Source organism: Shewanella sp. MBTL60-112-B2 (assembly GCF_019655055.1).
In the GTDB taxonomy this organism is placed as follows: domain Bacteria; phylum Pseudomonadota; class Gammaproteobacteria; order Enterobacterales; family Shewanellaceae; genus Shewanella.
In genome coordinates, this window is the sequence record NZ_BPFA01000026.1 from 38876 (window position 1) to 53030 (window position 14155).

Here is a 14155-nt window from a genome sequence, read left to right on the forward strand (position 1 = left end):
CCTGAAGATAGGTAATAGCCACAGTGAATAATAGCGAACTCGGAATTAAGATGGATAACCTAGACCAAGCAGCCATGTTGCTGCTGAGTATGGGAGAGAAAGGTGCCGCACAGGTCATGGCTCATTTAGACCGTAATGATGTACAGCACCTCAGCCATAAAATGGCGCGCCTTTCTAGTATTACGCAGCAAGAGGCAGATGCGGTACTCGGACGCTTTTTCAAACGCTATCAGGAACAGTCAGGCATCGCACGAGCTTCACGCTCTTACCTACAAAAAACCCTCGACCTTGCCTTAGGCGATCGGGTCGCAAAAGGGTTAATCGATGGTATTTATGGCGATGAGATTAAAATCTTAGTTAAACGTTTAGAGTGGGTCGATCCGCAGTTATTGGCTCGAGAGATTGCCAACGAACATTGCCAGCTACAAGCTGTGCTATTAGGCCTATTACCCGCTGAGAACGCAGCGCTAGTGCTAGAAGGACTGCCTGCATCGGGGCAAGATGAAGTGCTAGTGCGTATCGCGCAACTTGGCGATCTAGACAGAGAAGTAGTTGATGAACTGCGTCAATTAGTTGAACGCTGCATGCTAATGGCAATGGAAAAAAGCCATACCCAAATTAGCGGCGTTCGCCAAGTAGCGGATATTTTAAACCGTTTCAACGGCGATAGAGAACAGCTTATGGAAATGCTCAAGCTGCACGATAAGCAACTGGCGAATAATGTTGCCGACAACATGTTCGACTTCATCATTCTCGGCCGACAAAAACAAGAAACACTGCAAGAGATCATGGCCACAGTTCCAAGTGATGTATTGGCTCTGGCACTCAAAGGTATCGATGCGGAACTTAAAACCACCCTACTCACAGCCCTACCAAAACGTATGTCATCCGCCATTGAAACTCAGGTGGAAGCCATTGGTACAGTGCCATTGAGTCAGGCCATTGCCGCACGTAAAGAGATCATGGAAATTGCCAAGCAGATGGCTGACGAAGGTGAGATTGAGTTGCAACTGTTTGAAGAGCAGGTGGTTGAATAATGAGTACTGCAATCAAGAATGCCGACCCTCGTTGGCGCCTTATTGGTGAGCACGCACGTCGCCACCGCTTCTCGCCTCTTATCGCCCCAGAGGCCGATGCTGAACAAGGTGAAATGAGTTGGCAAGATTTTCAGCAGGCTTTCGATAAAGGCTATGATGATGGCGTGCAAAAGGGTCATCAAGCCGGCTTTGATGCGGGAATCGAAGAGGGACGCCAATCTGGCCATGCGGCGGGTTTCAACCAAGGACGCATTGAAGGTCAGCAAAAAGGTAAAGATAATATCGATGACCAGCTCAATAGTATTATCGCGCCTTTAGGCGCCCTTAAGTCACTGCTCGAAGAAGGTCATAGTCAGCAGATAGCCCAGCAGCAAACGCTGATCTTAGATCTCGTTCGCCGGGTATCTCTACAAGTGATCCGCTGTGAGCTGACACTGCAACCACAACAGATCTTAAATTTGGTTGAAGAGACATTAAGCGCACTGCCTGATGATCCCACAGAGGTCAAAATCCACCTTGAGCCAAGTGCTGTAGACAAGCTTAAAGAGCTTGCAGCCGATAAGATCAAGCATTGGACTTTGGTGGCTGATAGCAGTATCAGCGCCGGTGGCTGCCGTATCGTTAGCGCCACTTCCGATGCTGACGCATCGGTAGAGACTCGCCTTAATAGCTGTTTAGCTCAAGTTCAAGCTCATCTTAATAAGACCCCAATTGAAGCTTCTAGCTTAACGAATGAGGCTGACGTTGAAATTTAACGCCGACATTTTAGATTGGCCTAAGGTTCCTGTCGCCCAAGTTTACGGACGACTCACTCGCGTCAACGGCCTGTTACTCGAAGCCGTTGGATGCCAGCTAGGCACCGGAGATCGCTGCCACATAGAATGTCGTGATAAACAGTTAGTAGAAGCCGAAGTGGTCGGCTTCTACAAAGACACCCTATGTTTAATGCCTATTGAAGCTGCTACAGGGTTAATGCCTGGCGCGCGAGTCATGCCTATTGAAGGCCGATGCCTTATTCCTTCAGGCTTGGGCATACTCGGACGCGTGCTCGACGGCCTAGGCCAACCATTAGATGGGCTAGGCTGCATTAAGCATTTACCCCATGTGCCACTACAGCATAAACCCACCAACCCCTTAATCCGTAAGCCCATTGAGGAGCCTTTGGATGTTGGGATAAGAGCTATCAACGCCCTTCTTCCTATTGGCCGTGGCCAACGCCTAGGCCTTTTTGCAGGCTCAGGTGTAGGTAAGAGTGTTCTACTAGGTATGATGACCCGCTTTACAGAAGCTGATGTGGTGGTGGTCGGCCTGATTGGTGAGCGTGGCCGAGAGGTCAAAGAGTTTATCGACGAGTCTCTGGGTGAAGAGGGTCGCAAGCGAGCGGTCGTCATTGCAGCGCCAGCCGATACCACGCCACTCATGCGCATGCGCGCCATGCGCTTATGCCATCATATTGCTGCCACCTATCGCGATCAGGGCAAACAAGTATTACTGCTGGTTGACTCCTTGACTCGCTACGCCCAAGCCCAACGTGAAATTGCACTGAGTTTAGGTGAGCCACCTGCGACCAAGGGCTATCCACCGTCAGCCTTTGCTCAGTTACCCAGCTTAGTGGAGATGGCGGGGAACGGTCAGCACCCTACCGGCACCCTTACCGCATTTTATACCGTATTGACCGAAGGTGATGATCAACAAGATCCCATTGCCGACTCAGCCCGCGCAATCTTAGATGGCCATATTGTATTAAGCCGTAAGTTGGCAGAAAAAGGCCATTTCCCAGCTATCGATATTGGCGCGTCAGTTAGCCGACTAGCCACTAAAGTTGCCAGTGAAGACACCCTAAAGCAGGGGCAGTGGTTCCGTCATCTAAATAGCCGTTATAACGAGGTCAAAGATCTATTACCACTGGGGGGCTATCAAGCCGGTCATGATCCTGAGATGGATATGGCGGTAAGCGCTTACCCCAAGATGGCTGAATTTTTACGTCAAAGTACCCACTCACAAGCCGATCATGCTCACAGCATTACAGCTTTAGCGCAATTGGTTAGTAACATGAGATACTCCTTGTCGAGTAGAGAAGCGTAATGAAGCAGCTACTAAAACTATGTCAGCAAGAGGAAAAGAAACTCGGTCAGCTAGGGCTGCAACGAAATAACGCTCAGACTCGTATCAATGACATTGAGCAGCAAAAGCAACTCCTAAGCCAAATGGTGACCGATTACACTCAGTTTAGTGTGAAGGGGGGAACGGCAATGATGCTGCAAAATAGTGCGCAGATGATCCAAGCTATTGCCCCTATGCAGAAACAATTGCTACGTAAGCAGCTTCTTTTACAGCAAGAACATCAAAGAATGGACAGCCTATGGCGCCGTCAATTAGGTCGTCAACAAGGAATACACTGGCTGTATCAAGAGCGGAAGCAGCAACTTCAATATCAGCAAGATAAGCAAGAACAGAAGCAATTAGATGATCTAGCAGGACGTTACGCGACAACTTAGGCGTTAAGCGTCCTGTTAACGTAGATCACCGTAGTCATTTGCCAGTTCATTGCTAGGGTTCAAGAGCTGATTAATCACCTCCTGCTGCGCAACCAATAACTTGCCATTTTCTTCGTTAATCTGCTTGCTCTCTCTTACTAAGCCAAGCAAGTTATCCCACAGCGTAGCAACCTGATCAGAAGAGGCTTTAGGCAGTCTTGCGATTAACGCCAGCATACCACTAGCATTACCAGCAAAGCCCAAGTCTTGCAGCATCTGCCCTCTATCACTTGCCTTAGTCATCAAGCTGTTACATAAGCTAGATTGCAGCTTATTGTGCTCGTTAAGGCCTTGATTATCGCGACGTTGCATCAATTCACGCTGACGATTCAATAGGCTTTTTAGTTGACGATAACCATCAATATCTTGCCGAACCCCCAGCACTAAGCCTTTCACAAGCTCTCGCTTATTGTTCTGGCCAGCAGGCTTAACCATGCTGCTGTACCATAGCGTCGACCATCTTCGCGATATCAACCTCGAAGCTACCATCAATCAGTGATTGACGGATCTGTGCAACCTTATCTAGGTCAACATCGGGTAACTGCTCTAGCTGCGGCTGATTATGTGCAATGAGTTTACAATCATCGCTCACTTCGGCTTGGGGCTTTTTAGCTGCAACAGTTTGAGGCTCCTGAGGCTGGACCAAACTGAAGGTTTTACTTCGATTGGTGCCCATCTCAGTATTTATCGTACTGTTTACTTTATTAATCTCCATACTGGCTCCATTAAATACGCCTATAAACAACTAGAGCGACAGAAAGACAACACAACTGAAATTAACGCCATTTATTTGGCAAAAGATTTTATCGGCTGCACTAGCAATATTTACACTGCCAGTCACAACCCAGCGGTTAAAATTGAGTCGCCACCCGCCCTTTAGCGATAGGATAAGCCGAGATGACTTTACCTGAACTTAAGTTTTTGACCCTAATCGCTTTTCCCTGCCCGCCACCTTCGAGTGCTTCACCTGGCATATTGGCATAAAAGCCATTGCTGCGCGCTTCGATAATCACTCGGTCACCAATATTAATCCATTGAGGATCATCCAATTGCTGCGATTTAATCGCCTGATGCCGACGCAATTTTCTCACCACTTGGCGACCAACAATCTCATCTAACTGCCCTACTAAGTTTCTATCTGATGCATCCAACGAGACGACTTGCCACTCGATATCAGCAAGTGAAATATGCTCTCCACGTCTTAACAGACGATTGGCAACTGGCACTTTAGCCCTGGCCTTTACCGTCGCTCGCACGTACAAGCTCCATCCTTGCAACTCACAGCTCACTTTGCGCTGCACATTACCTAAAGGGATAGCGCCTGCCTCTATGCTTAAGCCTGATTGACAAATATCCAACCGCTTTGCCCCCGATGGCACTCTCACGTTAATTGTCGAAGTTAACTGCTTTATACCCATCTGTTGCTGCCACTGGTTGATCTCACTCGCAATTAACCGAGTCATCTGTTGCTCAAGTTGTGCGGTTGCGCCAACGGCTTCTTGTGCCACGACAACATGCGGAAATAAACAGGAAAAGGTCAGCAAGACACAGGAAGCCATAGTTCCTGCATACGACATAAAAAACCTGTAAGCGATTGATAAATAGAAATTAAACATCTTGGCACATTAATTGATAATAGAGGGAATAATAACAGCACATACCATACTAGGAGTTTCAATGGCTATCAACCTCGATGCCGCATTAGGTGTACACCCACACACGTTAGACTTCAGAGTCGAGCGCAGCAAAATGCTGGCAGGTAATTTAGCCAATGCTGAAACTCCTGGCTACAAGGCTAGAGATCTGGACTTTAATACTGTGATGACACAGCTCAACTCGGGAATGACTCCTAATCAAGATTACCAAGTTGGTTACCGTGTCCCACACCAGACTTCCGCAGATCAAAACACCGTAGAGTTAAGTTTAGAGCAGGCAAGATACTCACAGAACTCAATGGATTATCAAACAAGCCTGACCTTCCTCAACATGAAGATTTCAGGTTTACGTACCGCCATTGAAGGTAAATAACTACAGCTATGTCATTCGCAGAAATTTATCAGATTGCCGGTGCTGGCATGAACGCGCAAACGATTCGCCTCAATACTGTTGCCAGTAACCTTGCTAATGCCGGCGCGGCAGCCGAAACACCAGACCAAGCATTTCGTGCCTTAAAGCCTGTGTTCTCGACAATCTACAAGCAAACCCAAGAGGGAGAGCTTGCAGGTGCACACGTCGAAGTGTCAGCCATAGTACAAAGCGATGCGCCGCTCGATCTACGTTACGAGCCAAACCATCCCTTTGCCGATGAGCAAGGCTATGTCGCCTACTCAAACGTCAATACCGTGGAAGAGATGGCCGACATGATGGCAGCTAGCCGCTCTTTTGAAACCAGCGTTGAAGTGATGAATCGAGCTCGCTCAATGCAGCAAGGTTTATTACAACTAGGAACCAAATAATGAATGTGACAGATGTGAGTAGCAGAAGCGGCAACAGCGGTGAGGTACAGAACTCTCCGGGGAATGATGCCGCGTCAATCAAAAACGAATTCATGACCTTGATGATTGCGCAGATCAAAAACCAAGATCCGACCAACCCTATCGATGGTACCGAGTATGTTTCTCAACTCGCCCAGTTCTCACAAGTTGAAAGTTTGGAGCATATGCGTACCAATCAGTCGATGCAGATGGTAATGATGGAAAACCTTGGCATTGTCCAATCAGCGCAATTGGTAGGCAAGAATGCCATGGTTCCAGCAGCGGACTTTACCCTTGATGACAAGGCTATAGACGGCAAGGTGTACCTAGAAGACTCGGTTGAAAGCCTCAGTATCGATATTGTTGATAGCAGTGGTGATGTCATTAAGACCGTAGAACTCGGTTCACAAGAAGCTGGGGATACCGCTTTTAGTATCGACCCGACCGCACTTGGTTTACCGCCAGGAGACTACAGCCTAGTGGCCAATACCACGGCAGGTGAAGTCAGCAAAACAGCCGATACTTTTATTCAGGCTGAAATCGAAAAAATTCATTTTATCAGTGCATCAGGAATGATGATGGCAGAACTTGGCAGTGGCCTTGGCACCATCTCTGTACTTGAAATATCTGAAGTCTCATAACGCGTTAGTAAAGGATAATCTCCATGTCGTTCAATATTGCATTAAGTGGTCTACAAGCGACTACTCAAGATCTCAATACTATTAGTAATAACATTGCTAACTCTTCAACTGTCGGCTTTCGCAGTGGTCGTAGTGAGTTTTCAGCCATCTATAATGGCGGCCAAGCGGGTGGCGTTAACGTTATGTCTACCAGCCAAAACTTTTCTATGGGCGGCAGCTTGACCTATACCGGACGTCAGTTGGATATGGGTATTCAGGGTGAAGGTTTCTTCGTACTTAGCGGCCAAGATGGCAGTACTAGCTATGCGCGTGCAGGTATGTTCAACCAAGATGCTGACGGCTTTATTACCGATCCTGCAGGTAACCGCTTGCAAGGCTACTCTATCGGCGCGACAGGCAACCTACAAAACGGTAATGTTACCGATCTACAGGTACAAACAGGTGCGCTTGCAGCTCAAGCCACGTCAACAATCGGCCTAACCTCTAACCTTGATGCCAGAGTAGAAGTAATTGATCCAGCCACCAGCCCGTTTGATCCAGATGATGCCTCAACTTATCACTCATCTAGCACTATTGCTGCTTTCGACTCACTCGGCAATGAACATGCGCTCACTCAGTATTACGTCAAAACAGACGATAACAAATGGTCTGTGCATTACAACATGGATGGCTCTGATGTCACTCCAGCTGGCGGTCATACTCTAGAATTTGATTCTAACGGTATGCTTACAACCGGTAGCGATATCACCCTAAACATTACCGATGCAGCTATTATTGGCGGTGCGTCAGATATGGAACTGGCCTTGTCATTCGACAAGAGCACTCAGTACGCTGCTGACTATAACAACTCTAGTTTAAATCAAAATGGCTACACCTCTGGTGAGCTTAACGGCATTCGTATCGACGATAACGGCATGCTATTTGGTACCTACACCAATGGCCAAGAGCAAATACAAGGCCAAGTCGTACTAGCAGATTTTAGCAATCCAAATGGTTTAGTACCTGCGAGCAATAACGCTTGGACCGCCTCGAATGCAGCTGGCCAACCTATTATCGGTACCCCAACGACGGGCACTTTAGGTGGACTGAGTGCAGGTTACCTTGAAGGCTCTAACGTCGATCAAACCGCAGAAATGGTTAACTTGATGACAGCGCAACGCAACTATCAGTCTAACGCAAAGGTACTCGATACCAACTCAACCATGCAGCAAGCCTTGTTGAACGCAATCTAGGAATAATCCGTGGACAGAATGCTATATACCGCAGCGAGTGGCGCGTCCAGGGTGATGGAGGCGCAAGCAATACGCGCCAACAACCTAGCCAATGCTGATACAACAGGTTTTAAGGCCGATCTCGAACGAGTCAACGCCAAGGTCATTGCTCCAATTGGGGATAGCCTACAAACGCGCGTACTTGCTCAAACACAAGGTAGCGGATTTAGTCGACAAAGCGGCACCTTGAACCCGACTGGCCGCACGCTTGATCTGGCGATCAATAATGCCGGTTTATTCTCGGTAATAACCGCCGAGGGAGAAGGTTACACCCGCGCTGGTGCGATGAATGCAGATGCCACCGGTCAGCTAACTATAGATGGCCGCCCAGTGGCTGGCCTAGCAGGCCCAATAGTACTGCCTGAATACCGTGAACTCTTTATTGGCGATGACGGTAGGGTAAGCATTATTGCAGACGCTGACGGTGTGATTGAAGAAGTTGGCCAACTTAAGTTAGTCAATCCTGATATCGCCCTAATGAGTAAAGGCTTAGACGGTTTACTTTACCCACAAGACCGCCAGCCTTTAGCCGCTAGCGAAGAAGTGACCGTGAGCAGTGGCTTTCTAGAAGCCAGTAACGTGCAAGCTGTCGGCGAATTAATTGCAGCAATGGATTTAAGTCGCCAGTTCGAGGTGCAAGTCAAACTCATGAAGAGCGCCGAAAAGCTCGCAGAAGCGGGTAACCGCCTACTGCGTGACGCGTAGACCATATTTTTAAGGACACACTAGATGCAATCAGCTTTATGGGTCAGTAAAACCGGCTTAACCGCCCAAGATACTAAGATGACCACCATTGCCAACAACTTGGCAAACGTTAACACCACAGGTTTCAAACGCGACCGCGTGGCCTTTAATGATCTTTTCTATCAGGTGCAACGCCAGCCTGGTGGCCAAGTTGATGAGCAAAACGAACTACCAGCAGGTCTACAGCTGGGTACGGGTACTCGAGTTGCAGGTACGCAAAAGGTATTCACCCCCGGTGATATGTTGACCACCAATCAACAGCTGGATCTTGCCATTGAAGGTCAGGGCTTCTTCCAAATAGAAGAAGCTAATGGCGATGTGAGCTTTACTCGTGATGGTCAGTTTTATCGTGATAGCGATGGCTTAATGGTCACTTCTCAAGGCTTACCTTTAGTGCCTAACATCCAAATCCCTGAAGAAGCCCTAACAGTGACTATCGCCTCTGACGGTATCGTGTCAGCTCAAATGGCTGGCCAGGCTGACTCACAAGAACTAGGGCAAATCACTTTAGTTAACTTCACTAACCCTGCGGGATTAGAAGCTCGCGGTAACAACTTATACCGTGAAACGGGTGCTTCTGGCGCTGCGATTGAAGGAATTGCCGGCGATGAGGCCTTAGGTCAGGTTCGCCAGGGAGCACTCGAAGGCGCTAACGTAAACGTGGTCGAAGAGATGGTTGAAATGATTTCGACACAGCGTGCTTACGAGATGAACGCCAAAGTCGTATCGGCCTCTGACGATATGCTTAAGTTCCTAAACCAAGCGCTGTAATCAGCGCTTTCTCTTGGTTCACATTAGGACTCGAAAAAGGATCACCATGCAACAACTTCGGATAGGATTTTGGATTGGCTTAGTATTACTCTTATCTGGCTGTATCTCCCATATTCCTGAGCTTGACACCAAGCCAGGAAAACCAGAGTGGGCACCGCCAGAAATAGATTACAGCTTGCCTGACGCCAAAGATGGTAGCGTCTACCGCCCAGGGTTTATGCTGACACTATTCAAAGATAAACGTGCATTTCGCGAAGGCGATATTCTGACTGTCGCCTTAGATGAAAAGACCTATTCGAGTAAAAGCGCTGACACTAAGACCAATAAAAACACCGGCTTGTCACTTGACGGCCAAGGTACAACAGGTAGTAACAGTATCGCTGGTAGCGGTGAAGCCAACTTAGGTAGCTCTTTTAGTGGTACAGGCTCTAGCACGCAGCAAAACCAGTTATCAGGCTCCATTACTGTCACCGTGGCTAAAGTCTTACCTAATGGCGCACTATTAATTCGTGGTGAAAAATGGCTCCGCCTTAACCAAGGCGATGAGTACCTACGCTTACTAGGGTTGATCCGTACCGACGATATTGGTAACGACAACACCATTTCATCACAGCGTATCGCCGATGCACGCATTATCTATGGTGGCCAAGGTGCGATTACCGACAGCAACCGTATGGGCTGGGCTTCGCGCTACTTTAATAGTCCTTGGTTCCCATTATGATCCTCGACTTACCGCGGCTACAATCTAGGTTATTTGAATGAAGAAATTCGCCCTTTTTATCAGCAGCATGTTATTGGCGTTGCTGCCCCTCCTTCCCGTGCAAGCAGAGCCACAGCATCGCTATTTGATGGACATTGTTGACGTGCAAGGTATTCGAGATAACCAACTGGTCGGTTATGGTCTGGTCGTAGGTCTTGACGGCACTGGCGATAAGAATCAGGTCAAATTCACCAGCCAGTCGGTTGTGAATATGCTCAAACAGTTTGGTGTGCAAATTGATGATAAGACAGATCCTAAATTAAAGAACGTAGCGGCAGTAGCTGTATCCGCTACCGTTTCGCCGCTAGCCAGTCCGGGACAGACGTTAGACATTACCGTGTCATCACTGGGTGACGCCAAAAGTTTACGTGGCGGTACCCTGCTAATGACGCCACTACGCGCCGTTGATGGTGAGATCTATGCCGTCGCACAAGGAAACTTAGTGGTGGGCGGAGTCTCGGCACAAGGCCGAAATGGCACTTCGATAACCGTGAATATTCCGACCGTGGGTAACATCCCTAACGGCGCATTGCTAGAAGCTGCCATGCCGAGCAACTTTAATGAAACCGAGCACATAGTCTTAAACCTTAAAAATCCTAGCTTCAAAACGGCACGTAACATTGAACGTGCGGTGAACGAGTTATTTGGGCCTAGCGTGGCAGAAGCAGACAGCAATGCCAAAGTGATGGTACGTGCGCCACAATCTAACCGTGAACGCGTCACCTTTATGTCGATGCTCGAAGAATTACAGATTGAGCAAGGTCGCAAATCACCTCGGGTGGTATTTAATAGCCGCACTGGTACCGTAGTGATGGGCGGCGATGTAGTTGTACGTAAAGCCGCGGTCAGCCATGGCAACCTGACAGTATCTATTGTAGAGCAGCAGAACGTGAGTCAGCCAAACGGTGCATTCTTAGGCCAAGCCCAAGGCGAAACGGTCGTCACTAACGATAGCACTGTCGATATTGAACAAGGCAATGGCCACATGTTTGTCTGGGAAGAAGGCGTAGCTCTTGATGACATAGTACGCGCAGTCAATAGTCTGGGTGCATCACCGATGGATCTGATGTCAATTCTACAAGCACTAGACGAAGCCGGCGCACTGGAAGCGGAACTGGTGGTCATATAATGAAATTAGACAACAACCACAGCTATCTTAACCAACTCAGCGCGGGTGACTTAATTAAAGCCAACGGCGAGCACGGCGCATTAAAACTAGTGAGTCAGCAATTTGAGGCGCAATTTTTACAAACCGTTTTAAAACAGATGCGCAGCGCTTCTGATGTGATGGCCGATGAAGATAGCCCATTGTCTTCACAAAATGACGGCATGTATCGTGACTGGCATGATGCCGAGCTCGCTGGACGCTTGAGCCAGATGCAAAGCACCGGACTTGCCAGCGTGATGACAAAACAATTGTCTGCCGGACTTAAGTCCAGCCCTGAGACGGTCGCCTCTAATCAGCATGAAACGGTGAATGTGGCAAATCCCAACACTCGGGCGATGCAACCTGCATTAATACTGCCATTTATTGCCAAGCCACAAGACTAATTTAGTGAGGGCCCATAGCGGCCCTCCCCCTAGATAGAGAGAACAACATAAGATGAGCATGCTCAATATTGGTATGTCAGGGCTAAATGCCAGTATGGCTGCCCTAACAGCAACCTCTAACAACGTCACTAACGCCATGGTGCCTGGGTATTCTCGCCAGCAAGTGGTGATGAGCTCGGTAGGTAATGGCGTTTATGGCAGTGGTTCAGGTGTAATGGTCGATGGTGTGCGCCGAATCTCAGATCAATATCAAGTCACACAACAGTGGAATGCCACCAGCAACTTAGGTTTTGCTGAAGCACAAGCTAGTTACTTTGGTCAAGTTGAGCAAGTTTTTGGCTCAGAGGGCAACAGCATTTCTGCCGGTTTAGATTTACTGTTTGCTTCACTCAACTCAGCCATGGAGCAACCCAACGAGGTTGCACTTCGCCAAGGTGTACTCAATGAAGCAAAGGCATTAACCCAAAGGTTTAACTCTATCAGTGAAGGGGTTCACTCTCAGGTTAACCAGATCGAAGGACAAATCGGCGCTTCTGCCAAAGAGATTAACTCTCAGCTAGAAACCATTGCCACCTTTAACGAGCAAATTCAGGCCTCCAATGCTAGCGGCAATGTACCGCTGACACTATTAGATGCACGTGATGCGGCAATTGATGATCTCTCAAAGATTATTGACGTCAATATCACACATGACGCCAATAACATGGTGAACATCTCTTTAGCTCAAGGGCAACCACTGCTATCAGGGACGACCGCCTCAAAAATACAAGTCTCTCCCGATCCGGCCAACCCTCTTTTTAGCCAATTAAATGTTCAATTTGGTCAATCAAGCTTTCCGCTAGATGAAACTGCAGGTGGTAGTTTAGGTGCTCTGCTTGATTACCGTGATAACAGCCTTGTCGAATCGATAGCCTTTAACAATGAACTCGCTCAGACCATGGCTGATGAGTTCAACACAGTATTAGCCGCAGGTACCGACTTAAATGGCAATGCGCCGACTCAAGATCTATTCACCTATGACCCAACAAACCCTGCTGGCACGTTAAAAATATCGGCGAACTTTAAGCCCGACATGCTGGCTTTTGGTAAAGATGGTACACCAGGCGATAACAGCAACTTAAAGGCCTTAGTTGAGTTAGCGGATAAAAGCTTTACCTTCGACTCCATGGGCATTGATGCCACTATGGGTGACGCCTTTGCCAGTAAAATCGGTGAATTAGGTTCAGCCTCACGTCAAGCTAAAATGGCCAAAGAAACCGCCGAAAAAGTGCAAATGGAAGCCCAATCTCAATGGGCTAGTACTAGTGGCGTCAATATGGATGAAGAAGGGGTAAACCTCATCATCTATCAGCAATCGTACCAAGCGAATGCCAAAGTGATCTCGACTGCCGACCAACTCTTTCAAACCATATTAAACAGTATTTAAGGATCTCTTTATGCGCGTAAGCATGCATAACCTCTACGCCAATAACTTGCAAAGTCTACAAAACTCTACTGTCGATATCGCGAGACTGAATGAGATGATGGCGACAGCGAGCTCAATACTGCGGCCATCTGACGATCCTATCGGTGCGGTAAAAGTCATGGGCAACGAACGCGATATGGCGGCAACCGAACAGTACCTTAAAAATACCGAGTCATTGAGCGCCAGCTTTGGCCGTGCGGAAACCTACATGTCGAGTATGGTAGAACTGCAAAATCGCATGCGTGAAATTACGGTATCAGCCAGTAATGGCAGCCTGTCGACAGAAGATAGACAAGCCTACGCGGCAGAACTTGAAGAACTGTTAGAGTCATTTGCCGACGTACTCAACGCTAAAGATGATGGCGGTAATTACCTGTTCTCAGGCAACAAGACGGATACCGCACCCATTGGTAAAGATGCGGCGGGTAACTATGTTTATCAAGGCGATAATAGTCACAGAGAAGTACAAACCTCCTCCTCTTCCTGGATGACGGCAAACAGCACCGCGGCAGACTTTATCTTCTCTAATGGCAGCGCCGATATTCTCAATCAAACTCAAGATTTTATCGCCGCACTAGAAGATCCTGCTCTCGCACCAGGAGATACCGCATTTGCTCAAGCATCAGGCGACATGTTGGCAAGCCTGGATGACACCCTAACGAGTATCGGCGCGGCCATTACCGATATGGGTGGCAAGCAAAATACCCTTAGCCTTGTGCAGGGAAGCCATGAAGAACGGGTGTTATTTAATAAAGAAGTGATAGGTGAAACCGAAGGTTTAGATTATGCTCAGGCCTCCGCTGAGTTCAACTTAAAACTCACTACGTTAAAAGTGACTCAGCAAACCTTTGTGCAAGTGTCGCAGTTGACACTGTTTAACCATATTTAACGCTATTTATTCAGG

18 protein-coding genes are annotated in these 14155 nt (G+C 48.0%); 15 read left to right on the forward strand and 3 right to left on the reverse strand.

The genetic code is table 11. From position 1 onward, the window contains the following. Window positions 1-50: 50 nt before the first annotated feature. From K5Q73_RS15580 to K5Q73_RS15595, 4 genes are read left to right on the forward strand one after another with little or no spacing between them, the layout of a single operon-like run. Complete coding sequence (locus tag K5Q73_RS15580; RefSeq protein WP_259650782.1) at window positions 51-1037, forward strand: flagellar motor switch protein FliG; 987 nt, start codon at window positions 51-53, stop codon at window positions 1035-1037. After that, window positions 1037-1792 carry a flagellar assembly protein FliH gene (fliH, locus tag K5Q73_RS15585; protein WP_220762519.1) on the forward strand — a complete coding sequence of 252 codons (756 nt, stop codon included), beginning with the start codon at window positions 1037-1039 and terminating at the stop codon, window positions 1790-1792. The genes K5Q73_RS15580 and fliH overlap by 1 nt, the downstream gene beginning before the upstream one ends. After that, a complete protein-coding gene (locus tag K5Q73_RS15590; protein WP_220766154.1) occupies window positions 1770-3122 on the forward strand; it encodes a FliI/YscN family ATPase in 1353 nt (450 codons plus the stop codon). Before fliH ends, K5Q73_RS15590 begins: the two co-directional genes overlap by 23 nt. Next, window positions 3122-3535 carry a hypothetical protein gene (locus K5Q73_RS15595; RefSeq protein ID WP_220762515.1) on the forward strand — a complete coding sequence of 138 codons (414 nt, stop codon included), beginning with the start codon at window positions 3122-3124 and terminating at the stop codon, window positions 3533-3535. The genes K5Q73_RS15590 and K5Q73_RS15595 overlap by 1 nt, the downstream gene beginning before the upstream one ends. A gap of 15 nt (window positions 3536-3550) precedes the next feature. Here K5Q73_RS15595 and K5Q73_RS15600 read toward each other — a convergent pair whose 3' ends face one another. The 3 genes from K5Q73_RS15600 to flgA form a co-directional block, all read right to left on the reverse strand. Next, a complete protein-coding gene (locus K5Q73_RS15600; RefSeq protein WP_220762513.1) occupies window positions 3551-4009 on the reverse strand; it encodes a flagellar protein FlgN in 459 nt (152 codons plus the stop codon). Then, window positions 4002-4289 (reverse strand): flagellar biosynthesis anti-sigma factor FlgM, encoded by a 288-nt coding sequence (gene flgM, locus K5Q73_RS15605; protein WP_220762511.1) that lies wholly within the window; start codon window positions 4287-4289, stop codon window positions 4002-4004. The genes K5Q73_RS15600 and flgM overlap by 8 nt, the downstream gene beginning before the upstream one ends. A 136-nt stretch (window positions 4290-4425) precedes the next feature. After that, the gene (gene flgA / locus K5Q73_RS15610) at window positions 4426-5151 is read right to left on the reverse strand and encodes a flagellar basal body P-ring formation chaperone FlgA (protein WP_259650777.1); all 726 of its coding nucleotides are present in this window, start codon (window positions 5149-5151) and stop codon (window positions 4426-4428) included. Between the two features lie 100 nt (window positions 5152-5251). Here flgA and K5Q73_RS15615 point away from each other — a divergent pair, with 100 nt between their 5' ends. From K5Q73_RS15615 to flgL, 11 genes are read left to right on the forward strand one after another with little or no spacing between them, the layout of a single operon-like run. Next, entirely contained in the window at window positions 5252-5602 is a 351-nt protein-coding gene (locus K5Q73_RS15615; protein WP_220762507.1) for a flagellar basal body rod protein FlgB, read from the forward strand. A gap of 8 nt (window positions 5603-5610) precedes the next feature. Beyond that, entirely contained in the window at window positions 5611-6030 is a 420-nt protein-coding gene (flgC, locus tag K5Q73_RS15620) for a flagellar basal body rod protein FlgC (RefSeq protein ID WP_220762505.1), read from the forward strand. Continuing rightward, window positions 6030-6689 carry a flagellar hook capping FlgD N-terminal domain-containing protein gene (locus K5Q73_RS15625; protein ID WP_220762503.1) on the forward strand — a complete coding sequence of 220 codons (660 nt, stop codon included), beginning with the start codon at window positions 6030-6032 and terminating at the stop codon, window positions 6687-6689. The genes flgC and K5Q73_RS15625 overlap by 1 nt, the downstream gene beginning before the upstream one ends. 23 nt (window positions 6690-6712) lie before the next feature. Further along, on the forward strand, window positions 6713-7921 hold the full coding sequence (flgE, locus tag K5Q73_RS15630) for a flagellar hook protein FlgE (protein WP_220762501.1): 1209 nt from the start codon (window positions 6713-6715) through the stop codon (window positions 7919-7921). A 9-nt stretch (window positions 7922-7930) separates the two neighbouring features. Then, window positions 7931-8665 carry a flagellar basal body rod protein FlgF gene (locus K5Q73_RS15635; protein WP_220762498.1) on the forward strand — a complete coding sequence of 245 codons (735 nt, stop codon included), beginning with the start codon at window positions 7931-7933 and terminating at the stop codon, window positions 8663-8665. A 24-nt stretch (window positions 8666-8689) separates the two neighbouring features. Next, complete coding sequence (gene flgG, locus K5Q73_RS15640) at window positions 8690-9475, forward strand: flagellar basal-body rod protein FlgG (protein ID WP_220762496.1); 786 nt, start codon at window positions 8690-8692, stop codon at window positions 9473-9475. Window positions 9476-9521: 46 nt separating this feature from the next. Further along, a complete protein-coding gene (gene flgH, locus K5Q73_RS15645) occupies window positions 9522-10196 on the forward strand; it encodes a flagellar basal body L-ring protein FlgH (RefSeq protein ID WP_220762495.1) in 675 nt (224 codons plus the stop codon). 37 nt (window positions 10197-10233) lie between these two features. Then, the gene (locus tag K5Q73_RS15650) at window positions 10234-11364 is read left to right on the forward strand and encodes a flagellar basal body P-ring protein FlgI (protein WP_220762493.1); all 1131 of its coding nucleotides are present in this window, start codon (window positions 10234-10236) and stop codon (window positions 11362-11364) included. After that, window positions 11364-11786 (forward strand): rod-binding protein, encoded by a 423-nt coding sequence (locus K5Q73_RS15655; protein ID WP_220762491.1) that lies wholly within the window; start codon window positions 11364-11366, stop codon window positions 11784-11786. The genes K5Q73_RS15650 and K5Q73_RS15655 overlap by 1 nt, the downstream gene beginning before the upstream one ends. Before the next feature lie 52 nt (window positions 11787-11838). Beyond that, window positions 11839-13212 carry a flagellar hook-associated protein FlgK gene (gene flgK / locus K5Q73_RS15660; RefSeq protein ID WP_220762489.1) on the forward strand — a complete coding sequence of 458 codons (1374 nt, stop codon included), beginning with the start codon at window positions 11839-11841 and terminating at the stop codon, window positions 13210-13212. Window positions 13213-13222: 10 nt separating this feature from the next. After that, a complete protein-coding gene (flgL, locus tag K5Q73_RS15665) occupies window positions 13223-14140 on the forward strand; it encodes a flagellar hook-associated protein FlgL (protein WP_220762488.1) in 918 nt (305 codons plus the stop codon). The last annotated feature ends 15 nt before the right edge of the window (window positions 14141-14155 follow it).

What these genes read in the sequence shown, in the direction of transcription:
- K5Q73_RS15580 (WP_259650782.1), top strand. Translation starts at nt 51, where the DNA reads ATGGATAACCTAGACCAAGCAGCCATGTTGCTGCTGAGTATGGGAGAG.
- fliH (WP_220762519.1), top strand. Translation starts at nt 1,037, where the DNA reads ATGAGTACTGCAATCAAGAATGCCGACCCTCGTTGGCGCCTTATTGGT.
- K5Q73_RS15590 (WP_220766154.1), top strand. Translation starts at nt 1,770, where the DNA reads ATGAGGCTGACGTTGAAATTTAACGCCGACATTTTAGATTGGCCTAAG.
- K5Q73_RS15595 (WP_220762515.1), top strand. Translation starts at nt 3,122, where the DNA reads ATGAAGCAGCTACTAAAACTATGTCAGCAAGAGGAAAAGAAACTCGGT.
- K5Q73_RS15600 (WP_220762513.1), bottom strand. Translation starts at nt 4,009, where the DNA reads ATGGTTAAGCCTGCTGGCCAGAACAATAAGCGAGAGCTTGTGAAAGGC.
- flgM (WP_220762511.1), bottom strand. Translation starts at nt 4,289, where the DNA reads ATGGAGATTAATAAAGTAAACAGTACGATAAATACTGAGATGGGCACC.
- flgA (WP_259650777.1), bottom strand. Translation starts at nt 5,151, where the DNA reads ATGTCGTATGCAGGAACTATGGCTTCCTGTGTCTTGCTGACCTTTTCC.
- K5Q73_RS15615 (WP_220762507.1), top strand. Translation starts at nt 5,252, where the DNA reads ATGGCTATCAACCTCGATGCCGCATTAGGTGTACACCCACACACGTTA.
- flgC (WP_220762505.1), top strand. Translation starts at nt 5,611, where the DNA reads ATGTCATTCGCAGAAATTTATCAGATTGCCGGTGCTGGCATGAACGCG.
- K5Q73_RS15625 (WP_220762503.1), top strand. Translation starts at nt 6,030, where the DNA reads ATGAATGTGACAGATGTGAGTAGCAGAAGCGGCAACAGCGGTGAGGTA.
- flgE (WP_220762501.1), top strand. Translation starts at nt 6,713, where the DNA reads ATGTCGTTCAATATTGCATTAAGTGGTCTACAAGCGACTACTCAAGAT.
- flgG (WP_220762496.1), top strand. Translation starts at nt 8,690, where the DNA reads ATGCAATCAGCTTTATGGGTCAGTAAAACCGGCTTAACCGCCCAAGAT.
- flgH (WP_220762495.1), top strand. Translation starts at nt 9,522, where the DNA reads ATGCAACAACTTCGGATAGGATTTTGGATTGGCTTAGTATTACTCTTA.
- K5Q73_RS15650 (WP_220762493.1), top strand. Translation starts at nt 10,234, where the DNA reads ATGAAGAAATTCGCCCTTTTTATCAGCAGCATGTTATTGGCGTTGCTG.
- K5Q73_RS15655 (WP_220762491.1), top strand. Translation starts at nt 11,364, where the DNA reads ATGAAATTAGACAACAACCACAGCTATCTTAACCAACTCAGCGCGGGT.
- flgK (WP_220762489.1), top strand. Translation starts at nt 11,839, where the DNA reads ATGAGCATGCTCAATATTGGTATGTCAGGGCTAAATGCCAGTATGGCT.
- flgL (WP_220762488.1), top strand. Translation starts at nt 13,223, where the DNA reads ATGCGCGTAAGCATGCATAACCTCTACGCCAATAACTTGCAAAGTCTA.